Consider the following 26,019-nt stretch of genomic DNA (forward strand, 5'->3'; position numbering starts at 1 on the left):
CAGGGATATGAGAGGCATCATTTTGAAACGCCCTGTCTTGATGGCCATCGCGACGTTCTGCTTCACAACGGTCGCCATGATGCCAACACCTGCCCTGGCAGCCACGCCCGATGCTGGCACCGCGCAGGCGGATGCCACGAAACCCCTCATGGTGCAGGTCATCGGCGTCGAATGGCTGAATCCGCTGCAGCGGCGCGATTACCCGACTGAGTGGCAAATCCTGTGGGCCATGGGGCTGGTCAAGCCGAACATGAACGACGATATGGTGAGGACCAAGCCACAAAAATACTCGACGCTCCAGTCGATCGGCGCACTTGCCTACGGCAATCACGGCTCGGAAACTTTCAAAGGCTACTACCACAAATACGTGGACGAGTTGCTCGGAAAGTTCGACACCCGCTACGTGATGAACGCGAAATACTTCTACACGGTCAAGCCCGACAACCCGAAGGACTGGCGGGAACTGGCGGGCATTCATGTTGAATTCGCCATTCCCCCCCGCCTTGATCCGGTCGAAGCGCAAACCTATTTGCGTAAAGAGATCATCGACTACTATGAGATTGGCAACCCATCGGCTAAAAACCTCTGGAGCCGCGACACGCCCCCCGACGTGCGCGTCACCCCCGGAGGTGCCAACGCCGGCTTCACCTCACTGAACAACGCCCTGGACTACCTCCAGGCGAACCCCGACAAAAGCGTCTGGGTAATGAACTGGGACGCCCCAAGTTTTCCGCCGAAGGACGGGCAGCTTAACGAGAACATGGTGCTGCTATTCCTCGCGGGCCCGGAGATGAAAACCGAGCGCGCCCCGCTCGCCTGGATCGGCCGCGCGGCCACCGGCAACGTTCAGGATTTCGAAAAGAAGGCCGGAACAACACGCGCGATCGAGGCATGGAAGGCGACAATCGCAGCCGCCGCGCACAACGCGAACGTATCGATACCCGACATCCACTACACGATCCACGACGCGGGCAAAGGCAGCGACGCCTCCTCATCGCGCATCGGCTCGCTCGGCCGCACCCTGACCGAAACGATGGTGGAGTTCGACTTCCAGAAGCAGACCTTCAACACGCCGGAACTGCTCGGCGAGATGGGCGCCGGCACGGCACTCACCGACGTGGTGCTGGCGATTGGCCGCGCGAATCACCTGGGCGAAACCGTGCTCGTGGCCGGCACCACGAACGCCGAACATCCCGTCGCGGTCGTCGTGACACCCCCGCCGCAGATCGTGCCGATCGATCCGGACGCGGACTGGTTTCGCGCACGCGGCGAGAACAACGCCTATCTGCCGTGGTGGGGCCGCCGTTACGACACGAAGTACGGCCAGCAAGGCTGGTCGTGGTGAACCTGGAGACAAAAATCATGAGAGGCATCATTCGCGTGGGCGACATGACCAGCCACGGCGGCCATGTCAAAGCCGGCAGCGAGGTCGGAACGGTAATGCGCCGCGCCGTCGCGCGCAAAGGCGATCGCTGTACGTGCCCCATCGAAGGTCACCAGGACTGCGTGATCGCCGAGGGCGATCCGGCCTTCATGATCGACGGCAAGCCTGCCGCGTTCGACGGCCACAAGACCACGTGCGGCGCCATACTGATTTCCAGTCTGCTGTCCTCCGGACGCACCTGACATAAGGCGGCCACCTCCGGTTGCCGCGCTCCAGTCGGCAACCGGAAACTCTATTTATCAGCGCACGATATTTCGCGATACTAATCATTAAATTAGACGCAAAAATGGACGACCTGATCTCACCCTATGAGCGCGAACTAGGGCACTTACGCGCTTCGCTCGCGGAATTCGCCACGCAATATCCTCAAGCCGCCGCGATCCTGTCGCTCGCCGGCCAGCATTCCGAGGACCCGCAGATAGAGCGATTGATCGAGTCCGCGGCGCTGCTCAACGCGCGCACGATCGCGCGCCTTGAAGACGACGTCCCCGAGTTCACGAAGCCGCTGCTTGAAGTCGCTTATCCGGAATACTTGCGTGCGTTTCCATCCTGCACAATTGCCTGTTTCGAAAGTGGCGAGAAACTCGAAAAGTTGACGACCTCGCAAGTCATCAAACGACGCGCCGAGCTGACAACCCAGACTGAAAAATACCCCTTCGAGACCGTATACGAGGTTGCCCTGGCGCCATTGCAAATCTCGGACGCCGGGTATCGCCTGCCCACGACCGCGCCATCGAACATCAGCTTACCTAAGGAAACGACTGGCATCCTGTCCATTACCTTCGATGCGTTGATCGCCGGCGCCGACCTGCGGCGTATCGCACCGGATACGATCCGCGTATTCGTGGACGGTGAACCGCCAACCGTTGCGGCAGCCATTGATGCGCTGCTGCAACGCGCGCTCTGCGCATTTGTCGAGGTCGACGGAAACGGCAGATGGACAGCGTTGCCGCGCGTGCCGGTCAGCCTCGCCGGCTTCGACGACAACGATGCGATCATCGAACGCGCCGACCGCGGGCACTCGCCGTTCCGCCTCCTCCTCGAGTACTTCGCGTTCCCGCGGAAGTTCGATTTCGTCGACATCGATCTGGCGGCGTTGCTGCGCGGCGCGGGCTCGCACAGCCGCGTCAGCCTTCATGTCCCTGTGCGCGGCATGCACCCGGACTCGTTCGCCGCGCGCGCGCTGGCCAAACTGGGCCCGGCCAGTTTCCGGCTCCGCTGCACACCGGCAGTCAACTTGTTCCGGTGTCCGGCAGAACCCATTGCGCTCGAAGACATCGTAATGCCGACTTGGCCGCTCGTGCCGCAAACGCCGACGCAGGCCCAGGCATCGGTCTGGATCGTGGATGCGGTCCGGGTAAGCGTGCATGACGGAAGCGGCACCGCGCTCGTACCGGTTCCCGCATTCGAATCACTGGCTCACCACGGCCACACGGGCCAGCCTGGCGCGCGTGAACCATTTTTCTGGGTGATGGAACACGATAAGCGCTTCGCGGAACTCGTCGCCGGACAAGACACGCTGCTTTCGTTCGTCGGCCTCGATAGTCGCCTCATCAAGCCAGAGGGCATCGAAAAGATCGACGTGGATCTGCGATGCACGAACCGCAATCTGCCGGCTGCAATCGAACGTGGCCATCCCGAGGGGGACCTTGAATGCACGAAAGATGTGTCGGCGGGTCACATCGTCATGCTGCGGCAACCGACAAGCAGTTTGCCCCGACAGGAAAAACCCGGCCGCTACTGGAACCTCGTCAGCTTGCTCTCGCCGGGCACGTTCACCCTGAACCAGGCTGGGCTTCCCGCGTTGAAAGCCATGTTGTCGGGTCACGTTATACAGAATTCGCAATCCTCAACCATGCATATCGATGCGATCGTCGGGCTTGCGAGCGAAACCGCAGTGGAGTGGATGGTCGAGAAGCCGCAGTCGCGGCTCGAACGGGGGCTGCGCGTTCGTCTGAGCGTCGACGAAGTCGCGCTCGCGGGCTACTCGCTCAGCACGTTCGCACGTGTGCTGGAAAGCGTGTTCGTCCGGTATGCCCCCGCGCACAGCTTTGTGCAGCTCGTGCTCGTTTCGGCGCGCAACGGCTCGGAACTCGCGCGTGGCGCGTTGCTGCACGGCACTTCTGCGCTGATCTGAACGCCGCGCCGAGATCATCACGCCATGGCGCAAGGCATCAATCCCTGTCCGGCGCGCCCAGCGGAAACAGCGGTCGATAGGGCCTGCCCTCCTCCATCGCGCGCGCAAAAGACGGCCTCGCGAGCAAGCGCGCACGATAGGCGCGCAACACCGGAAACGTCTCGGCGATTCGGTGCGTCCAGTCCGCATAGAACAACGACGGCGCCGCCGCGCAATCCGCCAGCGTGAAATCCGCGCCCGCGGCCCACGCGCTTCCCGCCAGCCGCGTTTCGAGCCACGCATAAGCCAGCTCCAGCTTTTCCCGCGCAAATGCGAGCCCATCGGAGCGTTTCGCCGCGTCGCCCGTCAAGGCGCCATCCACGGCGCGTTGCACCGGCGTCATCACATGCAGGTCGAAGAAACGGTCGAGAAAGCGCACCTCGAGGGCGGCCATCGGATCGGCGGGCAGCAGGCGCACCGGCCCCGGATGCGTGAGCTGCAGATATTCGATGATGATGCTCGTCTCCGCCACGTTGCGCGCCCCGTCCACCAGCACCGGAAATTTGCGCAGCGGCCAGCGTTGCAGCCAGTCGGCTGTATGTGGCGAATCGAGCGCGATAACGCGGAATTCGAATGGCGTGCCGTTCTCGTACAACGCCACGAGCACCTTCTGCGTGTATGAAGAAAAGGGATGACCGTAGAGCGCCAGCGACATCGCAAGACCTCCTGAATCAGGCGAATGGTGACAGCCGCCAGATTATCGCAATCGGGCCGGCCCGGCGGTAATCCGTGTCCGGGCGCCTGTTTCCTCTCCACCCCGGGGTAAACCCGCTTCGCCAAAAAAATTTGCGCTTTCCTATTGCGCAAATTTTTTTGCGCATAAATACTCATCGCAAATCTACTTGCCTTTGTAGCTCCATCCACCACCGAAGGGGTTGTCATGAAACTCATTGCAAAGCTCGCCATGGCCGCAGTCGTCGCCGTGTCCATTACCGGTCAAGCGGCGCGAGCCGAAACCTTGCTGGTCGCCTGCGATACCGCATTCGTGCCGTTCGAATTCAAGCAGGGCGACAAGTACGTCGGCTTCGACATCGACTTGTGGGCGGCCATCGCCAAGGACCTGAAGCTCGACTACAAGCTGCAGCCGATGGATTTCAGCGGCATCCTGCCGGCGCTGCAAACCCATAACGTGGACGTCGCGCTCGCAGGCATCACGATCAAGGACGAGCGCAAGAAGGTCATCGACTTCTCCGACGGCTATTACGACAGCGGCTTCATGCTGATGGTCCCCACGGCCAGCGCGATCAAGGGCCCGGACGACCTGAAGGGCAAATCGCTCGCCATCAAGACGGGCACCTCGGCGGCGGACTATGCGAAAGCCCATTTCAGCGGCACCGACTTGCGCCAGTTCCCCAACATCGACAACGCCTATCTGGAACTGCAAACCGGGCGCGTGGACGCTGCCATGCACGACACGCCCAACGTCCTCTACTACATTCACACCGCCGGCAACGGCCGCGTGAAGGCCGTCGGCCCGCAGATGATGGCGCAGCAATACGGCATCGCGTTCCCGAAAGGCAGCGCGCTCGTGCCCAAGGTGAACGCGGCGCTCGCGAAGATCAAGGCTGATGGCCGCTATGCGGCGATCTACAAGAAGTGGTTCGGCGTCGAGCCGGCCAAGTCCTGATCCAGCGGAACCCGGAGAGCCTCTCATGCAGTTCGATCTTTCGGTCGTTGTCGACGCACTCCCCGCCCTGCTCCAGGGCGCGCGGCTCACGGTGCTGATAGCCGCCGTGGGCCTCGCGGGCGGCCTGCTCGTCGGCTTCCTGTTCGGTTTGATGCGCGCGTACGGCAACGCGCTCATGCAGAAAATCGCCTTCGCCTACATCGAGTTCGTGCGCGGCACGCCGATCGTCGTGCAGGTGATGTTCATTTACTTCGCACTCCCGTTGATGTTGCATATTCGAGTGGATGCACTCACTGCCGCAATCGTCTCGATCGTCATCAATTCCGGCGCCTATATCGCCGAGATCGTGCGCGGCGCCTTTCTGTCCGTGCCGCGCGGCCTGAAGGAAGCGGGGCTCGCGCTCGGCATGCCGATGTGGCGCGTGCTCGCGTTCGTAGCCGGTCCGGTCGCGGTGCGCCGCATGACGCCGTCGCTTGGCAACCAGTTCATCGTGAGTCTCAAGGACACCTCGCTTTTCATCGTGATCGGCGTGGGTGAACTGACGCGCCAGGGCCAGGAAATCATGGCTTCGAACTTCCGTGCGGTCGAGATCTGGACCGCCGTGGCAATCATCTACCTGTGCATGATCGGCGCGCTGACCTTCTGCCTGCGCACGATGGAAAAGAGGATGCGGATACTATGAGCACCGGCAAAACCATGGTGCAGTTCAAGGGCGTGACGAAGCGCTTCGGCCAGACAACCGTGCTCGACGCGGTGGACCTGACCATTCACGCGGGCGAAGTCGTGGTGCTGATCGGGCCGTCCGGCTCCGGCAAGTCCACACTCCTGCGGTGCATCAATGCGCTCGAGCATATCGACGGTGGCGACCTGGTCGTCGACGGCATCAGCGTGCGCGACGGCTCGCGCCAAGTGCGCGAGATCCGCAAGGAAGCGGGCATGGTGTTCCAGCAGTTCAACCTGTTCCCGCAACTGACCGCGCTCGAGAACGTTGCGTTCGGTCCTCGCCAGGTGCGCGGCATGGGCAAGGACGACGCCCACGCGCTCGCGCGCGAACTGCTCGCGAAAGTCGGTCTCGCGGAGCGCGTCAATCACTATGCCAGCGAGTTGTCGGGCGGCCAGCAGCAACGCGTGGCGATTGCGCGCGCGCTCGCCGTGAAGCCCAAGTTGATGCTGTTCGATGAACCGACCTCCGCGCTCGATCCGGAATTGCGCCAGGAAGTGCTGCGCGTAATGCAGTCGCTCGCCGAAGAAGGCATGACGATGGTGGTGGTGACGCACGAGATGGCTTTCGCGCGTAAAGTAGGCACGCGGCTGATCTTCATGGAGCACGGGCATATCACCGTCGACGGGCCGCCCACCACGCTGCTCGACGCGCCGCCGAATCAGCGGCTGCGCGATTTTCTTCAGCATGTCGAATGAATTTGCAAGCGAATTTTCAAGCGAATTTTCAAGCTATGCCAGCACTCGATTTCATCAAAATTTCCGGCACGCCCTTCGAAGCCGGCCAGGCGCTGGGCCGATTCGGATCCGGCGCAGTCCATCGCCATTTGCTTCAGGCCGACGCCTGGCATCAGGTAATGCAATGGCGCGGAAGCCCGTTGGCCGCGGCGATGGCAGTGCACGTCCAGCAACGCTTTCCACGTATCTGGCAGGAGCTGTGCGGGCTCGCCGATGGGCTCGGCGTGCCGTTCGAACAGGTCTTGCTGTGGAACTGCCGTGGGGACCTGCGGCTAGACCCGCATACGGCGGGAACCCACGACGGCTGCACGACCGTGCAGCTTGGCCGCGGCGAGACACGGCGCATCAGCCACAATGAAGACGGCGACCCCGGCTTTGCCGGGCACTGCGCAATTGCCGAGTGCCGTATCGAAGGTAGTCCCGGCTTTGCGTCATTCGTCTATCCTGGCTCGCTGCCCGGGCACACGTTCGCGGTAACGGAGGCCGGCCTCGCCGTCACGGTCAACAATCTGCGCCCGCTCCATATCGATGCGGGCGTGCCGCGCATGGTGCTCACGCGCGCCGTGCTGGATGCGCCCGACCTCGACGCTGCCGTCGCGATGCTGTGCGATACCCCGCGCGCCGGTGCGTTCCACCTCACGCTCGGGCATCGCGCGAGCCCGGAGCTGCTCAGCGTCGAGTTCAACGCGCGCCATTGCTCGGTGCGGGCCATCACGGAGCCGTCGCTGCACGCCAATCATGCGATCCACCCGGCGATGCGCGACGATCCGCAGGTCGTGACGGACTCCTCGCGCGACCGGCAGCGGCGTGGCGACCAATTGCTGACGCAGACGCGCGGCGCTGTCGACCCGCTTGCGGTGCTCGCCGACACCAACGATGGGAATACCGCGGCGCTGCCGATCTATCGCACCGATCCCCACGACCCCGATGGCGAGAACACGCTCGCTACCGCCGATATCGCGATCAAGACGTCTCACATAGAATGGGACATTTACGAACAGCCCGGGACGCCGCCCCGGTATCGATTGATCGATGGACACAGACAAGCACAAGACGCGCCGCCCGAAGAACCACCGCGACGCGGCGCCGGCGTCTGACGCCATGCCCGGCGCACCGCGCACGGTCGACGGCCTGCGCGAACTGATGATGCGCATCGCGCGCGGCGAGGCGAATCTTTCGCTCGGCGGCAAGGCCCATTCGGTGCTGGCGCACCTGCTCGAACAGCCCGAGGAAGTGGCCGTGCGCACCATCACCGACCTGGCCACCGCGCTGGGCGTCAATGCGTCGACGCTCACGCGCCTGACCACGAAGCTCGGCTACACGGGTTTCGCCGATTTCCAAAGCGTATTCCGCGACAGTCTGGCCGAACGGCATCGGCATTTCTATACGCACCAGGCCGAGCGGCTGGTTGCCGGAAAGAAGCCGCGCGCGCAATCGGCGCAAGCCAACCACACGTCGCCCGAAGTCGAGGTGGTCGCCCAGCTGGCCCGCGAGTCGATCGCCAATGTGGACGCGTTTCTCACGCGGCTCTCGCCCGACGATCTGCGCGGGGCCGCAGCGCTGCTTGCCGGCGCGCCGCGCGTACGCGTGCACGGCCTGCGCCAGTTCAGCGCGCTCGCCAGCTTTCTCTGCTACGGCCTTGGCATGATTCGCGCCGACGTTGCGCTGCTGGACCCGCACGGCCTGGGCGTGGCCGAAGGCCTCGCGCAATTGCAGCCCGGCGACGTGGTGGTCGTGTCGAGCGTCGCGCCCTACACGCGCAGCGTCGCCGATGCCGCCGTGGCCGCCGCCGCCGCCGGGATGACCGTGATCGCCATCACCGACACGCTCGCATCGCCGCTCGTGCCGCCCGCGCGCCATACCTTCCTGATCCCCCACGAGAGCAGCTTCTTCAGCAATAGCATGGGTGCGTATCTGATCTTCTGCGAGGGCTTGCTCAACCTCGTCGCGACGCATCTGGGCAAGCAGTCGCTGCAAGCGCTCGCGCGGCGCGAACGGCTCATTACTGCACTGGGGATCGAAACGGGTTGAGCGGACGGCGGCTACACCTGCTGCACGCCCCGCCGCTCTGGCTTACTCGCTCGCGCGCGGCGCGTCCGGTGCAAGCAGCACGCCCTTGGTAAACACGAAGCAACCATAGCCGCGCGTTTCGCCCGTGGCGATCACGCAGTACGCCTTGCGTGCGCGCGCATAGAACGCGTGGCGCTCGATCGGCGCGAACGGCACGGCGCGCCCCTCGGCGGCATCGACCTCGGCCTGGGCCTCGCGCTGCACGGCGGGAATCGTGTCGGGCTCGCCCACCACTTCCATGCGCATCGCAGGCGACGCCACGAACGTATCGAGCGGCAACACGGAGAGAATCGCGCGCACGGCGCGCGGCGAGTCGGCGCCGTCCATGCGCAGGAGCTTTCCCGATACCGTTGCGCGCGCAACCGAATCGGCGGGGAAGTTGGCATCGCAGACCACGAGCTCGTCGCCGTGTCCCATGGCGCGCAACGCGTGCAGCACGTCGGCGTTCAGCAGCGGGTCCAGATTTTTCAGCATGCGTGTCTCCTCGGTCTACTCTGTTCACGTCGATGAAATGATCGCGCCAACCAACGTTGCAATCATATCGTGGGTGCACGCCAGCGCCGGCGTGACGCGCGCCGTCAGGCGTCGTTTGGGACGGGAAAAATCTGGCAGTTAGTTGCAATCTTTCAGTGCCCGGTCCTGCACAAAACTCCGCGCGAGCTATTTCCACAAGTGATCAGCCGAAGGACGTTGACCAGAAGGCAACATTTTCGATACGTTTCCGTCATGGGCCGAGTATTTCGTCGATGCATAATCGGCGCTGCACGGGTGCCAGGCGCCAACCCAGGCCTGGCCCGCCCCCAGCCACACACGATTCGACGCCCCACGCGTCCATGCCCATCTCAGGAGCCACCACCCCATGAGCGAAAGCCGCTATTGCGAAGTTGCCGATCTGGCCCATGCCCGCGAACAACTCAGCGAGATCCGCCATCACATTCACAAGCACCCCGAACTGTCTTACCAGGAAGCCAATACCGCGGAACTCGTGGCGCAAAAGCTCAAGGCGTGGGGCTACGCCGTGACGCGCAATATCGGCGGCCATGGCGTGGTCGGCTCGCTGAAGGCGGGCACGAGCGCGCGCACCGTGGGCGTGCGCGCCGACATGGACGCGCTGCCGATCCACGAGCAGACCGGCCTCGCCTACGCGAGCATTCACGACGGGACGATGCACGCCTGCGGCCACGACGGTCACACCACAGTCCTGCTCGGCGCGGCGCAGCAGCTTGCGAAGACGCGCAATTTTGACGGCACCGTGCATCTGATCTTCCAGCCCGCCGAAGAGGCCGGCTCGGACAGCGGTGCGGTGCGCATGATCGCCGACGGCCTGTTCGAGCGCTTTCCATGCGAAGCCATCTTCGGGCTGCACAATCACCCGGGCGTGGCGGCCGGCACCTTCGGCTTTCGCAGCGGCGCGCTGATGGCCGCCTGCGACACCGTCAAGGTGCGCATCGCGGGGCGCGGCGGCCATGCCGCGCGCCCGCATCTGGCAATCGATCCGGTGCTGGTGGGAAGCAGCATTGTGATGGCGCTGCAATCGATCGTGTCGCGCAACGTCGATCCAAACGAAGCCGCGGTGATCACGGTGGGCTCGTTCCGCTCCGGCTTCGCACCCAACGTGATTCCCGAGGACGCCGTGCTGGAAATGAGCGTGCGCTCGTTCTCGCCGGCGGTGCGCGAGACGCTCGAAAAACGCATCCGCGCGCTGGTCCAGTCGCAGGCCGAGGCCTATGGCGCAAGCGCGGAAATCGACTACATCAGCGGCTATCCGGTGCTGGTGAACAGCGAAGCCGAGACCGAGTTCGCGCGCAAGGTAGCCGAGGAACTGGTCGGGCCGGAACGCGTCATCGCGCCGTTCCCGCCCATCGCAGGCAGCGAGGATTTCGCGTACTACCTGCAGGAGCGGCCCGGCTGCTTCGTGCGTCTCGGCAACGGCGAAGGCCGGCCGATGCTGCACAACGCGCGCTACGACTTCAACGACGACAACCTCACCGTAGGCGCGGCGTTCTGGACGCGCCTCGTCGAGCGCTTCCTGAGCGAGGCGCGCGCATGAACGTCGTGTCCACGGCGCGTGCCCCGAGGACGCGCAAGCGCCCGCGGCGGTCGTGCCGCTAGCTCGCGCCTTCGCCCTTCGACTCGGCCGGCTCGCTCGGATATTTCGCCCGGCCGTAGCGAATCAGCAAGACGCCCAGCGCAATCAGCACGATCGCGCCCGCCGACGCCAGCAGATGCAGCTCCGTATTCGATCCCGAGCGCAGGATCAGATCCCGCGCGATCGACACCATCGCGATGTAGAGCGGAAAGCGCACCGGCAATTGCCCGGCCTTCAGGTATTGCCCGACCATCGCGAAGACTTCCAGATAGAGGAACATCAGCAGCAGATCGGTCAGCGTGACGCCATCGGAATTCACCATCTTCCAGATCAGATGGACCATCGCCGCAACGGTGCCGATGCCGATAATCCCGAGGCCGAACAATTCCGCCAGCTCCATCGCCCGCTCGAGATGCCCCTTGATCGCCTTTTGCAAGGCGTTCTCGTATTTCATGTTCCTTCAATCCATTGAATAACCCGTCGGAACGCGCAATCGTAACGCGAGACTGTGAAATTCAAGAAATCGGGCCAGAAAAGTACGGCCGTGCGATGCCGTGACCCGTGCATCGGACCTTGCTTTCTCGCGGGATGCTCCTATAATAGGGTTTACCCCTAGGTAACTACCCTTAATACGAGGACACCATGGCTGCGCTCATCGCCGTAATTTCGTCTACCGCGACTCAAGCTTTTGAGGCAATCGGTCGCTTCAGCGTCAAGGCAATCAATCGCCACCTGGAATACTGCGAACTGCTCGCAGAAGCGCAACGCCGCTACTAAATCGCTGATTCAGCAAAACCGCTGGACCGATTCACCATCCCACCCCGCTGCACCTATCGCGCGCGGGGTGTGGGCGTTTCCCATTGTCGCCCTAAAGCCGCAACGAAAAGACAGCGCTATCTTACGCCGCCTGCATCAGGCTCAGCGGCGTTTGCGCGCTCGTGCACCAGGCAACCGCGTCGGTGACGATGCTGGCCAGCGTGCGCGTGCCATCGACGGTCAAGGTCAGCGGCTCGGTCACCGGCGGCTCCAGCGCGGCGAACTGGCTTTCGACCAGCGACGCCGGCATGAAATGGTCTTCGCGCTGTGCAACACGCAGCAGCGCCTCCGACTGCGGCAGATCGAGAAACACAAAACCCAGCGACGCCGTGGCGGCGCGCAGCCGGTCGCGATAGCGCTCCTTGAGCGCCGAGCACGCCAGCACAGCGCGCTCGCCCCGGCTGGCGGCACGCTCCAGTTCAGCGCCGAGCCGGTCGAGCCAGCCGGCGCGGTCCTCGTCCGTAAGCGGGATGCCGCGCGCCATCTTGTCGACATTCTCCGGCGGATGGAACGCATCGCCCTCGATCAGGACGCCGCCCACGCGCTCGGCAACGGCCCGCGCCACGCTGCTCTTGCCGCAGCCCGCCACGCCCATGACAACAACGGATGAAATTTGCCGGGTCATTTCAATCTCCCTGAATGCTGAGATAGCGCTATCTCATGCCATCGAAAAAAATGCACCGTCGCGTTAGATCCAAGCACCCTTTCAATAAGGGACACTACCGTTGCGCGAGATGCGAGACAGCGCTATCCTAAATCGATCATGGCGACATCGACACTCAGGAAAACCCGCAGCACCGGCCGGCCCACGCTCGAAGAGGTCGCCCAGCGCGCTGGCGTAAGCACGATTACGGCCTCCCGCGCGCTGCGCGGCGTGGGCTCCGTGGGGCCCGACTATGTGGAGCGCGTCAAAGCCGCAGCGACGGCGCTCAATTACGTCACGAACCCCGCCGCGCGGGCGCTTGCGTCCTCGCGCAGCGACGCCGTCGCCGTGGTGATTCCGTCGATCTCCAACGCGGTGTTCGTGGACGTGCTCGAATCGATCCACAGCGTGCTGCGCCCGCGCGGCTACGAAGTCCTGATCGGCAACTCGCACTATTCGCGCCAGGCGGAAGAAGACCTGATCCGCCACTATCTTGCGTCGTCGCCGGGCGGCCTGATCGTCAGCGGGTTCGACCGCACCGAAAGCGCGCGCCGCCTGATCGACGCGAGCGGCGTGCCCTGCGTGCACATCATGGAGCTGGACGAAGCCGCAGGTGTGCACTGCGTCGGCTTCTCGCAGACGCGGGCAGCGCAGGCCGTCGCCGAGCATCTGGTGTCGCGCGGCTGCCGCCGCAATGCCTTCGTAGGCGCGCAGCTAGATTCGCGGACGATGCAGCGCGGCGAGGGCTTTCGCGAAGCGCTCAAGCGCCTGGGTCTCTACGATCCCGATCTCGAAGTGCTCACGCCCTCGCCCTCGTCGATCGGACTCGGCTGCGACCTGTTCCGGCAACTGCTGCAACGCCGGCCCGACGTGGACGGCATTTTCTTCGGCAACGACGACCTCGCGCAGGGCGCCCTCTTCGAGGCCCGCCGCCAGGGCATCGAGGTGCCGTCGCGGGTGGCCATCGTCGGCTTCAACGATCTGGCCGGTGCCGCCGATTGCGTGCCGCGCCTGACCACAGTTCGCACGCCAAGAGTGGAAATGGGACGCGTGGCGGCCAATCTGCTGCTCGCCATGATCGATCGCGAGCCGATTGCCCAGCCGGCGGTCGATTTGGGCTTCGAGCTGGTGGTGCGAGAAAGCGCGTGAAGCACGATATCGGTGTGCTTCAAGTGCGCGACGCAACTCGCGGAGCAAAACAAAGCGAGAAACTTCTTGACTTGGCATCGCGTACCGCGTACCTTTACGCACCAAAATATCCAAAATGCTTGATCATCATTTGCCGCTTATCGGCGGCTCTCGTTGACCTCTCCTTTTTGATTTTTTATTCGCCCGTCTTTTTAGTGGCGAGCAACTTCATTCGTCTGTTTAAGGAATATCTAGTGGAAACTGGTACCGTCAAGTGGTTTAACGACACCAAGGGCTTTGGCTTCATCACCCCGGACAAGGGCGGCGACGACCTGTTCGCACACTTCTCGGAAGTGCGCAGCACGGGCTTCAAGACCCTGGCTGAAGGCCAGAAGGTCACCTACGAAACCAAGCGCGGCCCGAAGGGTCTCCAGGCTTCGAACATCACCCCGCAGTAACGCTTTCGGGTCGCGTCCGTCCGTCGGGGTGGACGCGATTCTCCCCGCCTTGCCGTGGCGCTTACGTGCCACTGCATGTCACTGTTGTCCGTTGTAGTGTCTGTTGTAGTCAGCTGCATTTCTTGCATTCCCGCTCTCTCCGCGCCCGCAAGTCAAAGGTGCGGTGATGTCCATGGCGAGCCCGGTCTTCGCGCACGCTACCCGATATCAACCAGCTGGCGCTCCGCTTTCGACGCATTCGCAACATGCGCCGGACAACGCTCAACATCATCCCGCGTGCAAACGCTGCAATTGCAGTGATCGGCGCAATGCGCCCGTGTTTTGCATCGACGCGGCATCACGCTTTCTGGAGGCATTGATTTGGCAAAAGAAGAACTGCTGGAACTAGACGGGATCGTCGACGAAGTGCTGCCGGACAGCAAATACCGTGTCACGCTCGAGAACGGCGTGGTGGTGAACGCGTATGCATCGGGTCGCATGCGCAAGAACCACATTCGCATTCTTGCCGGTGACCGGGTCACGCTCGAGTTGTCGGTCTACGATCTCACGAAAGGACGGATCAACTTCCGTCACAAGGACGAGCGCGCTCCTTCCGGGATGCCGCGCCCAGCCATGCGCCGCCGCTAAGCGCGCGCGAAGCCCCAAACGCGCGCACGCCTGGCATACGGCGCGGCGCGGCGTTTGAACGGCGCCCATTCAATGAAATCCCGGGAAACGCCCGGATATCAATTAGCCTCGTGCGGCGGCGTTTTATTTCGTGCGTGACGCGCGAGAAACCGGTCGAGCTCGCCCGCGAACGCCTTGCTGTCGCGCGTACTGAACGGCGCAGGGCCACCCGTGTCGATACCTGAATTGCGCAGTTGGTCCATGACATCGCGCATCGTCAAGCGTTCCTGAATATTTTCCCGCGTGAACCAGTTTCCGCGCGGATCGAGCGCATGGCCGCCCCGCTCCAATACGGCAGCGGCAAGCGGAATGTCCGCGGTAATCACCAGATCCCCCGACACGACGAGTTCGACGATGCGGGCATCGGCTACATCGAAACCCGCCGGCACCTGAATCGATTTGATAAAGGGCGACGGCGGTGTACGCAAATATTGATTGGCAACCAGCGTCACCACGACTTCGGCGCGGCGCGCGGCCCGGTACAACATGTCCTTGATCACGGCAGGACACGCATCAGCGTCGACCAGCACTTGCATCGGATAATCCCCATTCATAATTCAGCGATTATATATTCAGCGATGTCTTGCACGAACGGCGAGCAATTGCTGATGGCGCGCTTCGGTTTCGTCGTCGGCAGGGAACATGCATTCCAGGCGTAACTCTTGGGCCGCAACGTTCTGCGGAGCGCCAACGGTCGTGATCATCGAGAAATATCGCAGCACGGCCCCATCGCTGACGAATCCCAATGGGATGACGGGCAGTGCGTGTGCAGTGGACGGCTCAGCCCTCCAGTCACGCGGTACATCAGGATAACCAAGCAACTCATCGAGCAGACGCCGAGTGCCCGCGTCGACCACGTGCCCCACTGACTCCCGATACACGCGCTGCAACAGGCTGCGTGCAACCGCGTCCCAATCAGCCACGAACGGGCGCATCCCCTGCGGATCGAAAATCAGATGCAGCATGTTGCGCGGACCTTCGCGCGAGGCCATGTCGATAAAGCAGTCGAAGAAGCGCGGCGCGGCGTCATTGGTCATCAAAACGTTCCAGTGGCGGTCCATCACGATTGCCGGAAACGGCTCGTGCTGACGCACGACCCGTTCGAGCGCGCGGATGACGCCATGCATCTCCTGCGCGTTCCACGGCGCCTCTGAGTACATGGGCGCGTAGCCCGCCGCGAGCAGCAGCGCATTGCGCTCGCGCAGCGGCACGTCGAGCGTCTGCGCAAGGATCAGCAGCGTATCCCGGCCCGGCACGCTGCGTCCGCTTTCGATGAAACTGATCTGCCGCTGCGAGACGCCGGCCTCGAGCGACAGATTGAGCTGACTCACGCCACGCGCGTCGCGCCAATAGCGCAGCAAGTCGCCGAGTTCGCTCGGCGGTGCTTTCGGACCGGGACGGGTGGTGCTCATCGGATTTCCTTTGTTCATCTATTTAGGTTAGCGAATCAATTCTGCATGGCGTGCATCGGTATGCCAGGCGAACGCCTCCAACCGGGCTTCGAGCGGCGTCCGGGTCACGTTGCTGGTGAAATTCGTGATCGTCGATGCCGCCACCACCGCAATGACCTCCAGTATCTGCGCGGCGCTAAAGCCGGCTGCGAGAAAGCGCTTCTGGTCCGCTTCGGCCAGGTGCCCGCGCTTTTCAATCAGCGCGCGCGCCAATGCCGATAACGCGGCCAGCCCGGCGTCATCCGGCAATACGCCGCGCCGGATCGCGTCGACATCGACGGGATGCACGCCCGCCTCCAATGCGAGCGCCGAGTGAAACGCGACCGGCCACTCACTGGCATTCGTGACCGCGTTGGTCAGTAACAGCGCCTGAATCTGCGGCTCGGTCAGACTGCTTGCGTGTACGCGTGCGAACAGGCCAACGAAACCGTTGATCAGCACCGGCGATTCGGCCATTTTGGCCGCGATGTTCGGAATCAGGCCGAACGCCTCCAGTAGTTGCTGGAGCGCGGCGCGCGATTGCGCAGGGGCAGTTTCGATCGTATGAAGAGGATAGGTGGACATGGTCACTCCCAAGCGGTGAGCACCACCGGAATAGCGGTGCGACAGCCAAAGAGTAGGAGCACGCGTTACTTGCGCCAATTACATGCAATGTAATCGTTTCGCGACGAGGCAAGGCCTCATCGTGCAATCGTCTAGCGGCGGCCGGTCGTAATCGGGCCATCGGCATCCACGCGCCCAACCACGCCAGCCGGGCCGCCGACGTTGATCGGGCCCTGCGCTTCGAGATCGCCATGCACGATCAGCGGACCGTGCACGGTAAGCGGGCCGTAAAACGTGTTGGCTCCCTGGCGTCTGTCCACGGCGGGATCATCGGGCGCGATCCGCTCTACGCGAGCGGCCTTGATCGGTCCCGCTGCGTGGATGTCGCCTGCCACCGCCAGCGGACCGTCCACGGTCAACGGCCCGCGCACGACGAGCGACCCGGTGATGCTCAGCGGCCCCGTGGCAACAGGCTCGGCATACGCCGCCGAAGCAATACAAATGGACGACGCGAGCAGCACCACACTTGCCGCCGCGCGCCGCGTCAATCGCAATGCAGTGCCCATGATTTTCAACCTCGCGATGAAGCGCTTCACGTTACCAGCAGGATGGAGCAACTCGCGCGCCCGACGATGAGGCCGTTGCCGGCAAAGAGGACCGCCATCAATCCCGCCAGCAATAGCTGAGATAATGAGCCCCCCTTCTTCCATCCTAGGGAGCCACTGTGAGCCAAACCGTAACCTCGACCTCGCCCAATCCGGTGCGCCGCGTCGCGTTTCTGGGCCTCGGCGTGATGGGCTATCCGATGGCCGGTCATCTCGTGAAGGCCGGGCTCGACGTCACCGTCTACAATCGCACCGCCGCCAAGGCCGCTCAATGGGTCGCCGAACACGGCGGGCGCGCAGCCGCCACGCCGCGCGAAGCGGTCCAGGGCGCCGAACTGGTGTTCGCATGCGTTGGCAACGACGACGACCTGCGCAGCATCGTGCTCGGCCCGGACGGCGCATTCGCGGGCATGGCGCGCGACACCGTGTTCGTCGATCACACGACCGCCTCGGCCAACGTGGCGCGCGAGCTGTCGGCCAGCGCTGCGCCGCTCGGCCTGCATTTCATCGACGCACCGGTTTCGGGCGGCCAGTCGGGCGCGCAAAGCGGCAAGCTCACGATCATGTGCGGCGGCGACGCCGCGAGCTTCGCGCGCGTGGAGCCCACGCTCGCCCACTACGCGGTGGCCGTCACGCTGATCGGCGCGGCAGGCGCGGGCCAGCTTGCCAAGATGGTCAATCAGATCGCCGTGGCCGGCCTCGTTCAGGCGCTCTCCGAGGCGATCAACTTCGGCGAGCGCGCAGGCCTCGACATGGCGCTCGTGCTCGACGTGATCGGCAAGGGCGCAGCGGCGAGCTGGCAGATGAACAACCGCGGCCAGACGATGATGGCGGGCAAGTTCGACCACGGCTTCGCCGTCGACTGGATGCGCAAGGACCTCGGCGTGTGTCTGGACGAAGCGAAGCGCAACGGCGCGGCGTTGCCGGTCACCGCGCTCGTCGACCAGTTCTATGGCGACGTGCAGCGCCTCGGCGGCAGCCGCTTCGACACCTCGAGCCTGATCTGGCGCCTGCGCAAGCTCGACGGCGGCGCATGACGCGCAAGCGCGCGGCAGTGTTCGCCTTCGCGCTGGCCGCGCTGCTTCCGATTGTTTCCTGAAGCGAACAATCCTCGTTCCTGCCAATAAAAAGTGCGCACGCGCGGTGCTATCATCGGCGGCATTTCCCGCTCTGGAAGGCAGGATTCGCTTTCATGGATACGCAGAAGGTCGAAGCACTCTGGATGCATCTGCACTGGCTGAATGTGCTGGCGGCGCAGGGCAGCTACACGGCGGCCGCCGCACGCCTGGGCGTGAGCAAAGCCGCGATGAGCCAGCGCATTGCCGAACTGGAACGCGTGGCCGGCGTCGCGCTCGTGCAGCGCACGACGCGCAGCGTGCGCTTCACCGAAGCCGGGCAACGTCTCGTGGAAGAAACGCGCGAGGAATTCGAGCGCATCGCGACCAGCTTCGCGAGCGTGCGCGAAATGGCCGAGGTTCCGCGCGGCACCGTGCGCGTCACGGCACCGGTCGCGTTCTCGCGCCAGCAACTCGTCCCGCGTCTCGCGCACTTTTCGCGCGAGAACCCCGAGGTGCGCGTGCAACTGGAACTCTCCGACCGGCTCACCTCGATCGCGAGCGAAGGCTTCGACCTCGCGATCCGCCATAGCGCACAGGTGCCGGAAACCCACGTGGCGTGGAAGCTGTGCGACATCCGCTCGGTGATTGCCGCGACGCCCACCTATCTGAAGAAGCGCGGCGTTCCGAAAACGCCGGCCGATCTTGCGGCGCACGACTGCCTCTATTACCCGCGCACTGTGGGTTCGGGCGTATGGTCGTTTGAGAAGACGGGCCGCCGCGCCGTGCAGTCGCGCGTGAGCGTGACCGTGAACGGCCCGCTCGCGGCCAACAACAGCGAGGCCTTGCGCGACGCCGCGCTCGAGCATCTCGGCATCGTGCTGTTGCCGGATTTCAGCGCGCAATCCGCGTTGCAGGCGCGCAAGCTCGTGGTGCTGCTCGCCGACTGGCGGCCAGTGGGATTCGCCTCGCAGCTTTACGTGGTGCGTCCTTACGGCGTGCACGTTCCGCGAGCCGTCACGCGCTTTATCGAGTTTCTGCGGCAATCGTTCGAAGGCGGCTTTCCGCTCGAGTAAATGTGTCGCGGCGTTGATCGCGCATTAACAGCGCATTGCCGCGACACCACGCGCTACGCAGCCTATACGCGCCGCGCCGCGCGTTGCGGGATCAGCATGATGCAACCCGCCATGAATGCAAACAGAATGCCCGAGGCGTAGAACCGGCTGACATCGAAACCACCCTGCGCAATCGGCTTGTCGAGCAAGTCGCCGAGCGTCGCGCCGAGCGGGCGCGTCAGCACGAATGCCACCCAGAACAACGTCGTGCGCGAAACGCGGCGAGACAGCCAGAGCAGCCCAACCACGACGATCCCCGCACCGAAGATAGCCGCGCCCATTTCATAGCCCAGCCCGAGGCCGCCCCGATCCTCGCCGGCCACCCAATCGCCGAGCGCGGTGCCCAGTGTTTGCGAGAACAGGATCGTGGTCCAGTAAAACCACTCCACGCGCACCGTCGCCACGCTCTCGATCGAGACCGTCCCTTCCGCGCGGTACCAGATTGCCAGGCTCGCGACGAGCAGGATGACGATGATGGTCACGCCGCCGGGATAGCCGAGCCCGAGCGAGCGGTCGCAGAAGTCGGCCAGCGTCGTGCCCAGCGTTGTGGTTGCAACGATCGTGGCCCAGTACAGGGACGAATGAAATTGTTTCGCGCGCACCTGCGCCGAAACCAGCACCACGAAGGCCGCGAAAAAGATCAGCGTGCCAACGAGATAACCGAGGTTCAACGACATCGTGACCCAGTCGCCCCCGGTCTCGCCCAGCGTGGTTGCGGCAATCTTGACGATCCAGAACCCGAGCGTGAGCTCGGGAACCTTGCTAAGCGCGTGCTCTGCCACGCCCTTGGCGGTGGAATTCATGGGCAGCTCTCCTGAGTGAATACCGTGCGATTCTATTCAGCCCATGCTTAACGCCGCCTTAACGATCATCAGATCAATGCCAGCGGCCGTGTAAGCAGCGCCATGCTACGCTGCGTACAATGAGGGCTCGACCGAAGCACGGTTGCAACGGGCGAGCGAAGCAATGACATCGCACTGCGCGTGCGATCCATGGAGAGCCGAATTGTGACCAGCAGAAAAAGCACCCGAGCCAGCACGAAGCAAGTCGCGCCCGCTTCGACGGGCATCGAAAACATTCTCGCCATCGACATAGGCGGCACCGGCCTGAAGGCGGCGATCATCGATGCGGATGGCACGCTGCGCACGGAACGCGTGCGCGTGGCGACCCCGCATCCGTGCCCGCCAGCGCTGCTCGTCGACACGCTCGATGCGCTCGTCAAGCCGCTGGTCGAGCAGTATCCGCCCACGCACGTGTCGATTGGCTTTCCCGGTTTCGTGCGCGACAACCGCGTATTCACGGCGCCGCATCTCGGCGTAAAAGGCTGGAGTAACGTGCCGCTCGCGCAGATGCTGGGCGAGCGCCTGGGCAATCCCTCGGTGCGCATGATCAACGATGCGGAAATGCAGGGCTTTGCCGCCATCGAAGGTAACGGTCTCGAATTCGCCCTCACGCTCGGCACCGGCGCGGGCACGGCGATGTTCCGCGACGGCGAATTGATGCCGCATCTCGAGCTCGCGCACCATCCTGTCAGCAAGAAGCACGCATACGACGAATATATCGGCGATGAGGCGCGCCGCAAGGTCGGCAACAAACGCTGGAACAAGCGCATCGAGAAAGTCATCGGCATTCTCGAATCGCTCGTGCACTACGACAAGCTGTGGATCGGCGGCGGCAACGCGGCGCGGCTCACCTTCGATCTGCCGCCGAACGTGGCAACCGTATCGAACGAGCGCGGCATCGAAGGTGGCGCAAGGTTGTGGCATTCGCGTTCAATACGGGAAGCGCGGTAACTCAGCGCATTTGCAGAAACTGGCCGCAAAGCCATTTATCAAGGATGCCTGATTACCTGGATTTGAAAGGCGCGCCAGCGCGAAGAAATCCTACTGGCTATCCAGACTCGGATCGAATTCCCGTTGGCCCTTTGCGCTTTGCTCGGCCATCGCGCGCGAGAGCAAGTCCCTCGCTTCGCTGCTCGACGCGTCGACCGTTAGCGCACGTCCGGCGTTATGCCACGCGCACACCCAGTCCGCCTGGCGCGCACACAGGCGTGCGCTGCCTAGCAGCAAGTCGCGATCCTGCTCGCGCGCAAGCAATTCGGACTGCATTTGCAGCGCCTCGCCATTGCCGGGCTGCTCGGCAAGCGCGCTCATGATGGATCGGCGGGCCGGGCCGAGATTGTTCTTGTCGAGGCTCGCGCGCGCGCCGGCAAGATTGCGGGAGACGTCGGCGCGCAAGCTCGCATCGCGCTTCATGGCGACGGCACGCTCGTCGCGAAGGCTCTTGAGCGATGCAGCGCCCGGAGGCGCGGTTTCCGTATGTGAAGCGGCTGCGTGACGAGGTGGTGGCACTGGTGCCGCAGCGGTTTGTGCGGTCTGCGCGGGCGGCATAGGCACGGCCACGGGAGATGGCATGGGCGCGGGCGGCGTGCCCGCTACGGCCCCCTGAGTCACCTGAGTCTCGGACGCGGTTTCCCCTGCATGGCGGTGCGAGAGCACATAACCGGCGAAAACGGACACGAACACGGCCACCGTGGCGAACGCATAGAGATACGAGCGCCTGTGATGGGCCTCGTGATCCCCATAGGGACGCTCGGCTCGCATCGGCTCGCGAGGCGGCGCGCTCTGCAGACTCGCGCCGCAATGGGGGCAAAAATTCACCGCCCCTGCGAGACTGGCCCCACAACTGGAACATTGCCGCGGGCCAGCGTCGCCGAGGCCTGGCTCTTTACGCATAAGAAAGCTGCGCCGTGAATTGGCGAATAGCGGTCGAAAAATTCATATTGAATATGAACCACTTCGCCGCGAAGATCAACCAGCGGTCCGGCGCTATTTCTCCGCTCGTAACGAATGCGTTACTTCTGCGCCATCTTTTCGAACACCTCCGGATAGCGGCCGCCAGAAATATGCTCGGGGGAGAAAATGGCTTCGAGCCGCGCGCATTCGTCCTCGCTCAATTGAATATCGGCAGCGCCGGCATTCTGTTCCAGATGCGCAATGCGCTTGGCTCCCGGAATCGGCAACATGTCGTCGCCTTGCGCCAGGACCCAGGCAAGCGCGAGCTGGGCCGCCGCCACCCCTTTCTCGAGCGCGATGGCCTCGACCGCCTCAACGAGCTTGCGATTCACCTCGATATGGCCGGGCTGGAAGCGCGGCAGACTGCGGCGAAAGTCCTGCTCGTCCAGCGTTGCGAGCGACGACACCTTGCCCGTCAAAAAGCCACGCCCGAGCGGGCTGAACGGCACAAAGCCGACCCCGAGTTCCCGGCAAGCCGCCAGCACGCCATTTCGCTCGATATCGCGTGTCCATAGCGAATATTCGCTTTGCAGCGCGGTGATCGGGTGGACCGCATGCGCACGGCGCAATGTCTCGGCTGAAACCTCGGACAAGCCAATTGCACGCACCTTGCCTTGCGCAACCAGATCCGCCATCGCGCCCACGGTTTCTTCGATGGGCACGGCCGGATCGACACGGTGCAGGTAATACAGATCGATCACCTCCGTTTGCAGACGCTTGAGCGATGCCTCCGCCACTGCCCGGGCATTCTCCGGGCGGCCATCGGTACCGGTCACGTCGCCAAAATCGTCGCGGTCGTTGCGATACTTAAAGCCGAACTTCGTCGCGATCACCACCTTGTCCCGATGCGGCTTGAGTGCACGCCCCAGCAGGATCTCGTTGCGATGCGGTCCATACACCTCGGCGGTGTCGAAAAAGGTCACACCCAGATCGATCGCCCGGTGCAGCGTATCGGTCGACGCTGCTTCGTCCTGCACCCCATAGGCCTGACTCAGTCCCATGCAACCGAGGCCGATGGCGGAAATATCGAATTGTCCAAGTCTGCGCGTCTGCATCTTTCTCTCCTTTCGCGAACATGTCGGGATGCAGGTATCGTAGTCGCCGATCGATCATTCGATAATATGTGCGGATTCGATTGCCTCAATCTATTCGATAGAACAATGGACCGGACACAGCTTTCACAACTCACCGTATTTGTGACCGTTTCGCAGCTTGGAAGCTTTCGCGCGGCGGCCGACCACCTTGGCATCGCGCCCTCGGCGGTCAGTCATGCGGTTTCGACGCTCGAAGCCAGTCTGGGCGTCAGGCTGCTGGCGCGCACGACCCGCTCGACCCGCCCGACCGAGGAAGGCCAACGATTGCTCGACCGGGTTGGCGCGCCGCTATCGGACATCGCTGCGGGATTGGCCGAGGCGGCCGAGCAGCGCGACACCCCTTCCGGGCCGCTGCGAATCACGATGCCGCTCCGGACCGCGGAAGAGCTGATCATGCCCCGCCTGCGCGCGTTCAGCACGCGCTACCCGCAGATCGAGCTCGACATTCGCACCTCCGATCTGTTCGAAGACATCGTCGAGAGCGGTTGCGATGCGGGGTTGAGACTGGGCGAAAGCCTCCAGGCGGACATGATCGCCGTGCGAGCGAGTGGCCCCCGCCGGAGTCTGATCGTCGCGACGCCTTTGTATTTTGAAAGCCACCCGAAGCCGACACACCCTAACGATCTCGCCGATCACTCGTGCATCCGGCGGCGCTTCGAAAGCGGGCGCATTTACCGATGGGAACTGGAAAAGGAAGGACGCCAGATCAGTGTCGAGGTGAAGGGGAATTTGATTCTGCCTCAGCAGACCCTGATGCGGCAGGCGGCGCTCGACGGCTTGGGGCTCGCGTTCCTCTTCGAGGACGCGATTGCCGAGGACCTTCGTGCTGGACGTCTCATTGCGGTCATGCAGGAATGGTGTCCGCAATTCGACGGTTTTTATATTTACTACCCTTCGCGCCGCCAAATGCGGCCGGCGCTGCGGGCCTTCATCGAGTTTTTCCGGTATCGGGAGTAACGGCGCAATTCAAAGAAACCGGATATCGAACAGCCACAGAAAATGAAATCGCCCACGCCAGGAAACTATCCTGGCGTGGGCGATTTCATATTGCTGCTCCGGCTTTATTGAGTCGGCACGCCGTTGCGTGCAGCCGCAACCTTTTCATCGCGAACCTTCGCGGCAGCCGCCTTCTTCGAATCGAAGACCTTCTTCGCGGCCGCTACCTTCTTGTTGTATTCCGCATTGGCTGCCGCAATCTGCGCGCGCATCTGAACGATCGCGTCGGTGTTCGCGGGTTGCGCAGTGGTGGCTGCGGGTTGCGCGGCGTTGGCCGCGGGTTCGGTCGTCGTCTGCGCCCAAGCCGACGATGCGATGGCCGCGGTACCAACCAGCATTGCTGCAATGAATCGTTTCATGCGGTTCTCCAAATTTCCATTACGGTGAGTGTTTCGGTTTCCGCCTCAATCGGTGCATGTATTTCGATTTTCGCAACCGATTATGCGCTTGCCTAAACGTGCTCAAGCATAGCGTGGATTGGAGGACACGCACATGTCAGCCGTCGCGCCATACCCGCATGCGGGCCAATTCACCTTCTTCGTTTTCCCTTCCCAGTACGGCGCGCGCAAGTCGCGTTTGAGAATCTTGCCGGCGCCAGATCTAGACCTGAAGATAGCGCTCTACCAGTCTGCTCCAAAACGCAGAACCAACGATCAAGTTCTCGTCATTGAAGTCGTACGTTGCGCTATGGAGCGTTTTTCCACCTTCAAGCGGACCATTTCCAATTCGCAAGAACGTTCCGGGGCACTCTTGCAACATGTACGCGAAGTCCTCGCTACCCATCAATGGGTCCATGTTTTCCGTCACATTCGCCTCGCCGACCAGCTCCCTTGCGACCTGTATCGCGAGATCCGTTTCAGCCGCGGTGTTTGTTACGACCGGATAACCTTCTACATAGTCAATTTCGGCGACGACGCCAAAACTGTCGGCCTGTGCATGTACGAGCTTCGTGATCCGTTCTCTCAAAAGGCCTCGAATCTCCTCATCAAAAGAACGAACACTGATACTCAATTCGACCTCCCCCGGGATGACGTTGGGCGCGGATCCGCCCGCGATTTTCCCAATCGTGACCACCGCTGGCTTGGCCGGATCCATGTTGCGGGAGACGATTGTCTGCAGCCCCATCACGATGCTGCCCGCCGCAACAATTGGGTCGTTGGCCAGGTGCGGGCGAGCGGCATGTCCACCTTTGCCCACGATCTTGATGAAGACCCGGTCGCCCGCGGCCATGAACGCACCCTTGCGAAACATGAAGGTACCCGCGGCACGGCCGGGATGGTTATGCATGGCGAACACCGCGTCACACGGGAAACGCGTGAAAAGCCCTTGCTCGACCATTCGTTTGGCACCGCTGTCGAACCCTCTTTCCTCGGCCGGCTGGAAGATCAGATGCAGCGTGCCATCGAACCGCTGTCGCTTCGCAAGGTGGCGGGCTGCGCCAAGCAGCATTGCGGTATGTCCATCGTGACCGCACGCGTGCATTTTTCCGGGGAATCGACTCTTGTGATCGAACGTGTTGAGTTCTTCGATCGGAAGTGCATCCATGTCTGCGCGGATGCCGATACTACGCGTACCGGTTCCGAGCCGTAACGTTCCGACTACACCGGTTCCGGCGATACCGGTCTCGACGGCGTAGCCGTACTCGCTTAGCCGGCTTGCGACCAGCGCTGCGGTCTGGGTCTCCTCGAACGCAAGCTCGGGGCAGCCGTGCAGGACATATCGCAACTGTCGAAGGTCGCTTTCCAGCGGCTCGAAGTCAGATAGGGAACTCAAATCAGGTAGCAACATGG

General features: G+C 63.1%; 30 protein-coding genes. 17 read left to right on the forward strand and 13 right to left on the reverse strand.

The genetic code is table 11. The annotated features are described in order from the left end of the window. The first annotated feature begins 7 nt into the window (after nucleotides 1-7). The 3 genes from HV773_RS02285 (at nucleotide 8) to tssF (ending at nucleotide 3,581) form a co-directional block, all read left to right on the forward strand. On the forward strand, nucleotides 8-1,345 hold the full coding sequence (locus HV773_RS02285; protein ID WP_227875539.1) for a virulence factor: 1,338 nt from the start codon (nucleotides 8-10) through the stop codon (nucleotides 1,343-1,345). 17 nt (nucleotides 1,346-1,362) lie between these two features. Continuing rightward, nucleotides 1,363-1,626 (forward strand): PAAR domain-containing protein, encoded by a 264-nt coding sequence (locus HV773_RS02290; protein ID WP_129564378.1) that lies wholly within the window; start codon nucleotides 1,363-1,365, stop codon nucleotides 1,624-1,626. A 104-nt stretch (nucleotides 1,627-1,730) separates the two neighbouring features. Beyond that, the gene (tssF, locus tag HV773_RS02295; protein WP_129564379.1) at nucleotides 1,731-3,581 is read left to right on the forward strand and encodes a type VI secretion system baseplate subunit TssF; all 1,851 of its coding nucleotides are present in this window, start codon (nucleotides 1,731-1,733) and stop codon (nucleotides 3,579-3,581) included. Nucleotides 3,582-3,618: 37 nt separating this feature from the next. Here the strand turns inward: tssF and HV773_RS02300 are convergent, their stop codons facing one another. After that, nucleotides 3,619-4,275 carry a glutathione S-transferase family protein gene (locus tag HV773_RS02300; RefSeq protein ID WP_129564380.1) on the reverse strand — a complete coding sequence of 219 codons (657 nt, stop codon included), beginning with the start codon at nucleotides 4,273-4,275 and terminating at the stop codon, nucleotides 3,619-3,621. Nucleotides 4,276-4,500: 225 nt separating this feature from the next. On the opposite strand from HV773_RS02300, the gene glnH reads away from it, so the two are divergent. From glnH to HV773_RS02325, 5 genes are read left to right on the forward strand one after another with little or no spacing between them, the layout of a single operon-like run. Then, nucleotides 4,501-5,247, forward strand: coding sequence for a glutamine ABC transporter substrate-binding protein GlnH (gene glnH, locus HV773_RS02305; protein ID WP_129564381.1), 747 nt, complete (start codon nucleotides 4,501-4,503; stop codon nucleotides 5,245-5,247). A 25-nt stretch (nucleotides 5,248-5,272) separates the two neighbouring features. Continuing rightward, nucleotides 5,273-5,929 (forward strand): glutamine ABC transporter permease GlnP, encoded by a 657-nt coding sequence (gene glnP, locus HV773_RS02310; protein ID WP_129564382.1) that lies wholly within the window; start codon nucleotides 5,273-5,275, stop codon nucleotides 5,927-5,929. After that, nucleotides 5,926-6,666: a glutamine ABC transporter ATP-binding protein GlnQ gene (glnQ, locus tag HV773_RS02315; protein WP_269467302.1), complete on the forward strand. Its 741-nt coding sequence runs from the start codon at nucleotides 5,926-5,928 to the stop codon at nucleotides 6,664-6,666. The genes glnP and glnQ overlap by 4 nt, the downstream gene beginning before the upstream one ends. Nucleotides 6,667-6,701: 35 nt before the next feature. Next, on the forward strand, nucleotides 6,702-7,802 hold the full coding sequence (locus HV773_RS02320; protein ID WP_129564383.1) for a C45 family autoproteolytic acyltransferase/hydrolase: 1,101 nt from the start codon (nucleotides 6,702-6,704) through the stop codon (nucleotides 7,800-7,802). Next, nucleotides 7,738-8,736, forward strand: a complete 999-nt coding sequence (locus HV773_RS02325; RefSeq protein WP_129564384.1) for a MurR/RpiR family transcriptional regulator — start codon at nucleotides 7,738-7,740, stop codon at nucleotides 8,734-8,736. The genes HV773_RS02320 and HV773_RS02325 overlap by 65 nt, the downstream gene beginning before the upstream one ends. A 42-nt stretch (nucleotides 8,737-8,778) precedes the next feature. Here the strand turns inward: HV773_RS02325 and HV773_RS02330 are convergent, their stop codons facing one another. Further along, nucleotides 8,779-9,249, reverse strand: coding sequence for an RbsD/FucU family protein (locus HV773_RS02330; RefSeq protein WP_129564385.1), 471 nt, complete (start codon nucleotides 9,247-9,249; stop codon nucleotides 8,779-8,781). Between the two features lie 385 nt (nucleotides 9,250-9,634). On the opposite strand from HV773_RS02330, the gene HV773_RS02335 reads away from it, so the two are divergent. Then, complete coding sequence (locus HV773_RS02335; protein ID WP_129564386.1) at nucleotides 9,635-10,825, forward strand: M20 aminoacylase family protein; 1,191 nt, start codon at nucleotides 9,635-9,637, stop codon at nucleotides 10,823-10,825. Between the two features lie 58 nt (nucleotides 10,826-10,883). Here HV773_RS02335 and HV773_RS02340 read toward each other — a convergent pair whose 3' ends face one another. Next, complete coding sequence (locus HV773_RS02340; RefSeq protein WP_129564387.1) at nucleotides 10,884-11,318, reverse strand: phosphate-starvation-inducible protein PsiE; 435 nt, start codon at nucleotides 11,316-11,318, stop codon at nucleotides 10,884-10,886. 188 nt (nucleotides 11,319-11,506) lie between these two features. Between HV773_RS02340 and HV773_RS37225 the strand changes: the two genes are divergently transcribed. Then, on the forward strand, nucleotides 11,507-11,641 hold the full coding sequence (locus HV773_RS37225) for a hypothetical protein (RefSeq protein WP_257791202.1): 135 nt from the start codon (nucleotides 11,507-11,509) through the stop codon (nucleotides 11,639-11,641). Nucleotides 11,642-11,762: 121 nt separating this feature from the next. On the opposite strand, the gene HV773_RS02345 is transcribed toward HV773_RS37225, so the two are convergent. After that, complete coding sequence (locus HV773_RS02345) at nucleotides 11,763-12,305, reverse strand: gluconokinase (protein ID WP_129564388.1); 543 nt, start codon at nucleotides 12,303-12,305, stop codon at nucleotides 11,763-11,765. A 138-nt stretch (nucleotides 12,306-12,443) separates the two neighbouring features. Here HV773_RS02345 and gntR point away from each other — a divergent pair, with 138 nt between their 5' ends. The 3 genes from gntR (at nucleotide 12,444) to infA (ending at nucleotide 14,536) form a co-directional block, all read left to right on the forward strand. Further along, complete coding sequence (gntR, locus tag HV773_RS02350) at nucleotides 12,444-13,472, forward strand: HTH-type transcriptional regulator GntR (protein ID WP_129564389.1); 1,029 nt, start codon at nucleotides 12,444-12,446, stop codon at nucleotides 13,470-13,472. Nucleotides 13,473-13,705: 233 nt separating this feature from the next. Continuing rightward, nucleotides 13,706-13,909: a cold-shock protein gene (locus tag HV773_RS02355; protein ID WP_129564390.1), complete on the forward strand. Its 204-nt coding sequence runs from the start codon at nucleotides 13,706-13,708 to the stop codon at nucleotides 13,907-13,909. Nucleotides 13,910-14,269: 360 nt separating this feature from the next. Beyond that, the gene (infA, locus tag HV773_RS02360) at nucleotides 14,270-14,536 is read left to right on the forward strand and encodes a translation initiation factor IF-1 (protein WP_129564391.1); all 267 of its coding nucleotides are present in this window, start codon (nucleotides 14,270-14,272) and stop codon (nucleotides 14,534-14,536) included. 98 nt (nucleotides 14,537-14,634) lie between these two features. Here infA and HV773_RS02365 read toward each other — a convergent pair whose 3' ends face one another. From HV773_RS02365 to HV773_RS02380, 4 genes are all read right to left on the reverse strand, one after another. After that, the gene (locus tag HV773_RS02365) at nucleotides 14,635-15,111 is read right to left on the reverse strand and encodes a YaiI/YqxD family protein (protein ID WP_129564392.1); all 477 of its coding nucleotides are present in this window, start codon (nucleotides 15,109-15,111) and stop codon (nucleotides 14,635-14,637) included. Nucleotides 15,112-15,147: 36 nt separating this feature from the next. Then, a complete protein-coding gene (locus HV773_RS02370) occupies nucleotides 15,148-15,987 on the reverse strand; it encodes a helix-turn-helix transcriptional regulator (protein ID WP_129564393.1) in 840 nt (279 codons plus the stop codon). Nucleotides 15,988-16,014: 27 nt separating this feature from the next. Beyond that, on the reverse strand, nucleotides 16,015-16,590 hold the full coding sequence (locus HV773_RS02375) for a carboxymuconolactone decarboxylase family protein (protein WP_129564520.1): 576 nt from the start codon (nucleotides 16,588-16,590) through the stop codon (nucleotides 16,015-16,017). Nucleotides 16,591-16,721: 131 nt separating this feature from the next. Next, nucleotides 16,722-17,135 (reverse strand): hypothetical protein, encoded by a 414-nt coding sequence (locus HV773_RS02380; protein ID WP_227875481.1) that lies wholly within the window; start codon nucleotides 17,133-17,135, stop codon nucleotides 16,722-16,724. A 158-nt stretch (nucleotides 17,136-17,293) separates the two neighbouring features. On the opposite strand from HV773_RS02380, the gene HV773_RS02385 reads away from it, so the two are divergent. After that, on the forward strand, nucleotides 17,294-18,211 hold the full coding sequence (locus tag HV773_RS02385; RefSeq protein WP_129564394.1) for an NAD(P)-dependent oxidoreductase: 918 nt from the start codon (nucleotides 17,294-17,296) through the stop codon (nucleotides 18,209-18,211). Nucleotides 18,212-18,366: 155 nt separating this feature from the next. After that, nucleotides 18,367-19,305 carry a LysR family transcriptional regulator gene (locus HV773_RS02390; RefSeq protein WP_129564395.1) on the forward strand — a complete coding sequence of 313 codons (939 nt, stop codon included), beginning with the start codon at nucleotides 18,367-18,369 and terminating at the stop codon, nucleotides 19,303-19,305. 62 nt (nucleotides 19,306-19,367) lie between these two features. Here the strand turns inward: HV773_RS02390 and HV773_RS02395 are convergent, their stop codons facing one another. Further along, nucleotides 19,368-20,147: a COG4705 family protein gene (locus tag HV773_RS02395; RefSeq protein WP_129564396.1), complete on the reverse strand. Its 780-nt coding sequence runs from the start codon at nucleotides 20,145-20,147 to the stop codon at nucleotides 19,368-19,370. Nucleotides 20,148-20,411: 264 nt separating this feature from the next. On the opposite strand from HV773_RS02395, the gene HV773_RS02400 reads away from it, so the two are divergent. Next, entirely contained in the window at nucleotides 20,412-21,137 is a 726-nt protein-coding gene (locus tag HV773_RS02400; protein ID WP_377729561.1) for an ROK family protein, read from the forward strand. Between the two features lie 90 nt (nucleotides 21,138-21,227). Here the strand turns inward: HV773_RS02400 and HV773_RS02405 are convergent, their stop codons facing one another. Together HV773_RS02405 and HV773_RS02410 are read right to left on the reverse strand one after the other, a co-directional pair. Further along, on the reverse strand, nucleotides 21,228-21,947 hold the full coding sequence (locus HV773_RS02405; RefSeq protein ID WP_129564398.1) for a hypothetical protein: 720 nt from the start codon (nucleotides 21,945-21,947) through the stop codon (nucleotides 21,228-21,230). Between the two features lie 251 nt (nucleotides 21,948-22,198). Further along, on the reverse strand, nucleotides 22,199-23,194 hold the full coding sequence (locus HV773_RS02410; protein WP_129564399.1) for an aldo/keto reductase: 996 nt from the start codon (nucleotides 23,192-23,194) through the stop codon (nucleotides 22,199-22,201). Nucleotides 23,195-23,299: 105 nt separating this feature from the next. Between HV773_RS02410 and HV773_RS02415 the strand changes: the two genes are divergently transcribed. Then, nucleotides 23,300-24,190: a LysR family transcriptional regulator gene (locus HV773_RS02415; RefSeq protein ID WP_129564400.1), complete on the forward strand. Its 891-nt coding sequence runs from the start codon at nucleotides 23,300-23,302 to the stop codon at nucleotides 24,188-24,190. A 104-nt stretch (nucleotides 24,191-24,294) separates the two neighbouring features. Here HV773_RS02415 and HV773_RS02420 read toward each other — a convergent pair whose 3' ends face one another. Both HV773_RS02420 and HV773_RS02425 read right to left on the reverse strand, forming a co-directional pair. After that, nucleotides 24,295-24,588: a hypothetical protein gene (locus HV773_RS02420; RefSeq protein ID WP_129564401.1), complete on the reverse strand. Its 294-nt coding sequence runs from the start codon at nucleotides 24,586-24,588 to the stop codon at nucleotides 24,295-24,297. 241 nt (nucleotides 24,589-24,829) lie between these two features. After that, nucleotides 24,830-26,017 (reverse strand): M20 aminoacylase family protein, encoded by a 1,188-nt coding sequence (locus HV773_RS02425; protein ID WP_129564402.1) that lies wholly within the window; start codon nucleotides 26,015-26,017, stop codon nucleotides 24,830-24,832. Nucleotides 26,018-26,019: the final 2 nt, after the last annotated feature.

It is taken from the genome of Paraburkholderia caffeinitolerans (assembly GCF_902859945.1).
GTDB classification, from domain to species: Bacteria; Pseudomonadota; Gammaproteobacteria; order Burkholderiales; family Burkholderiaceae; genus Paraburkholderia; species Paraburkholderia caffeinitolerans.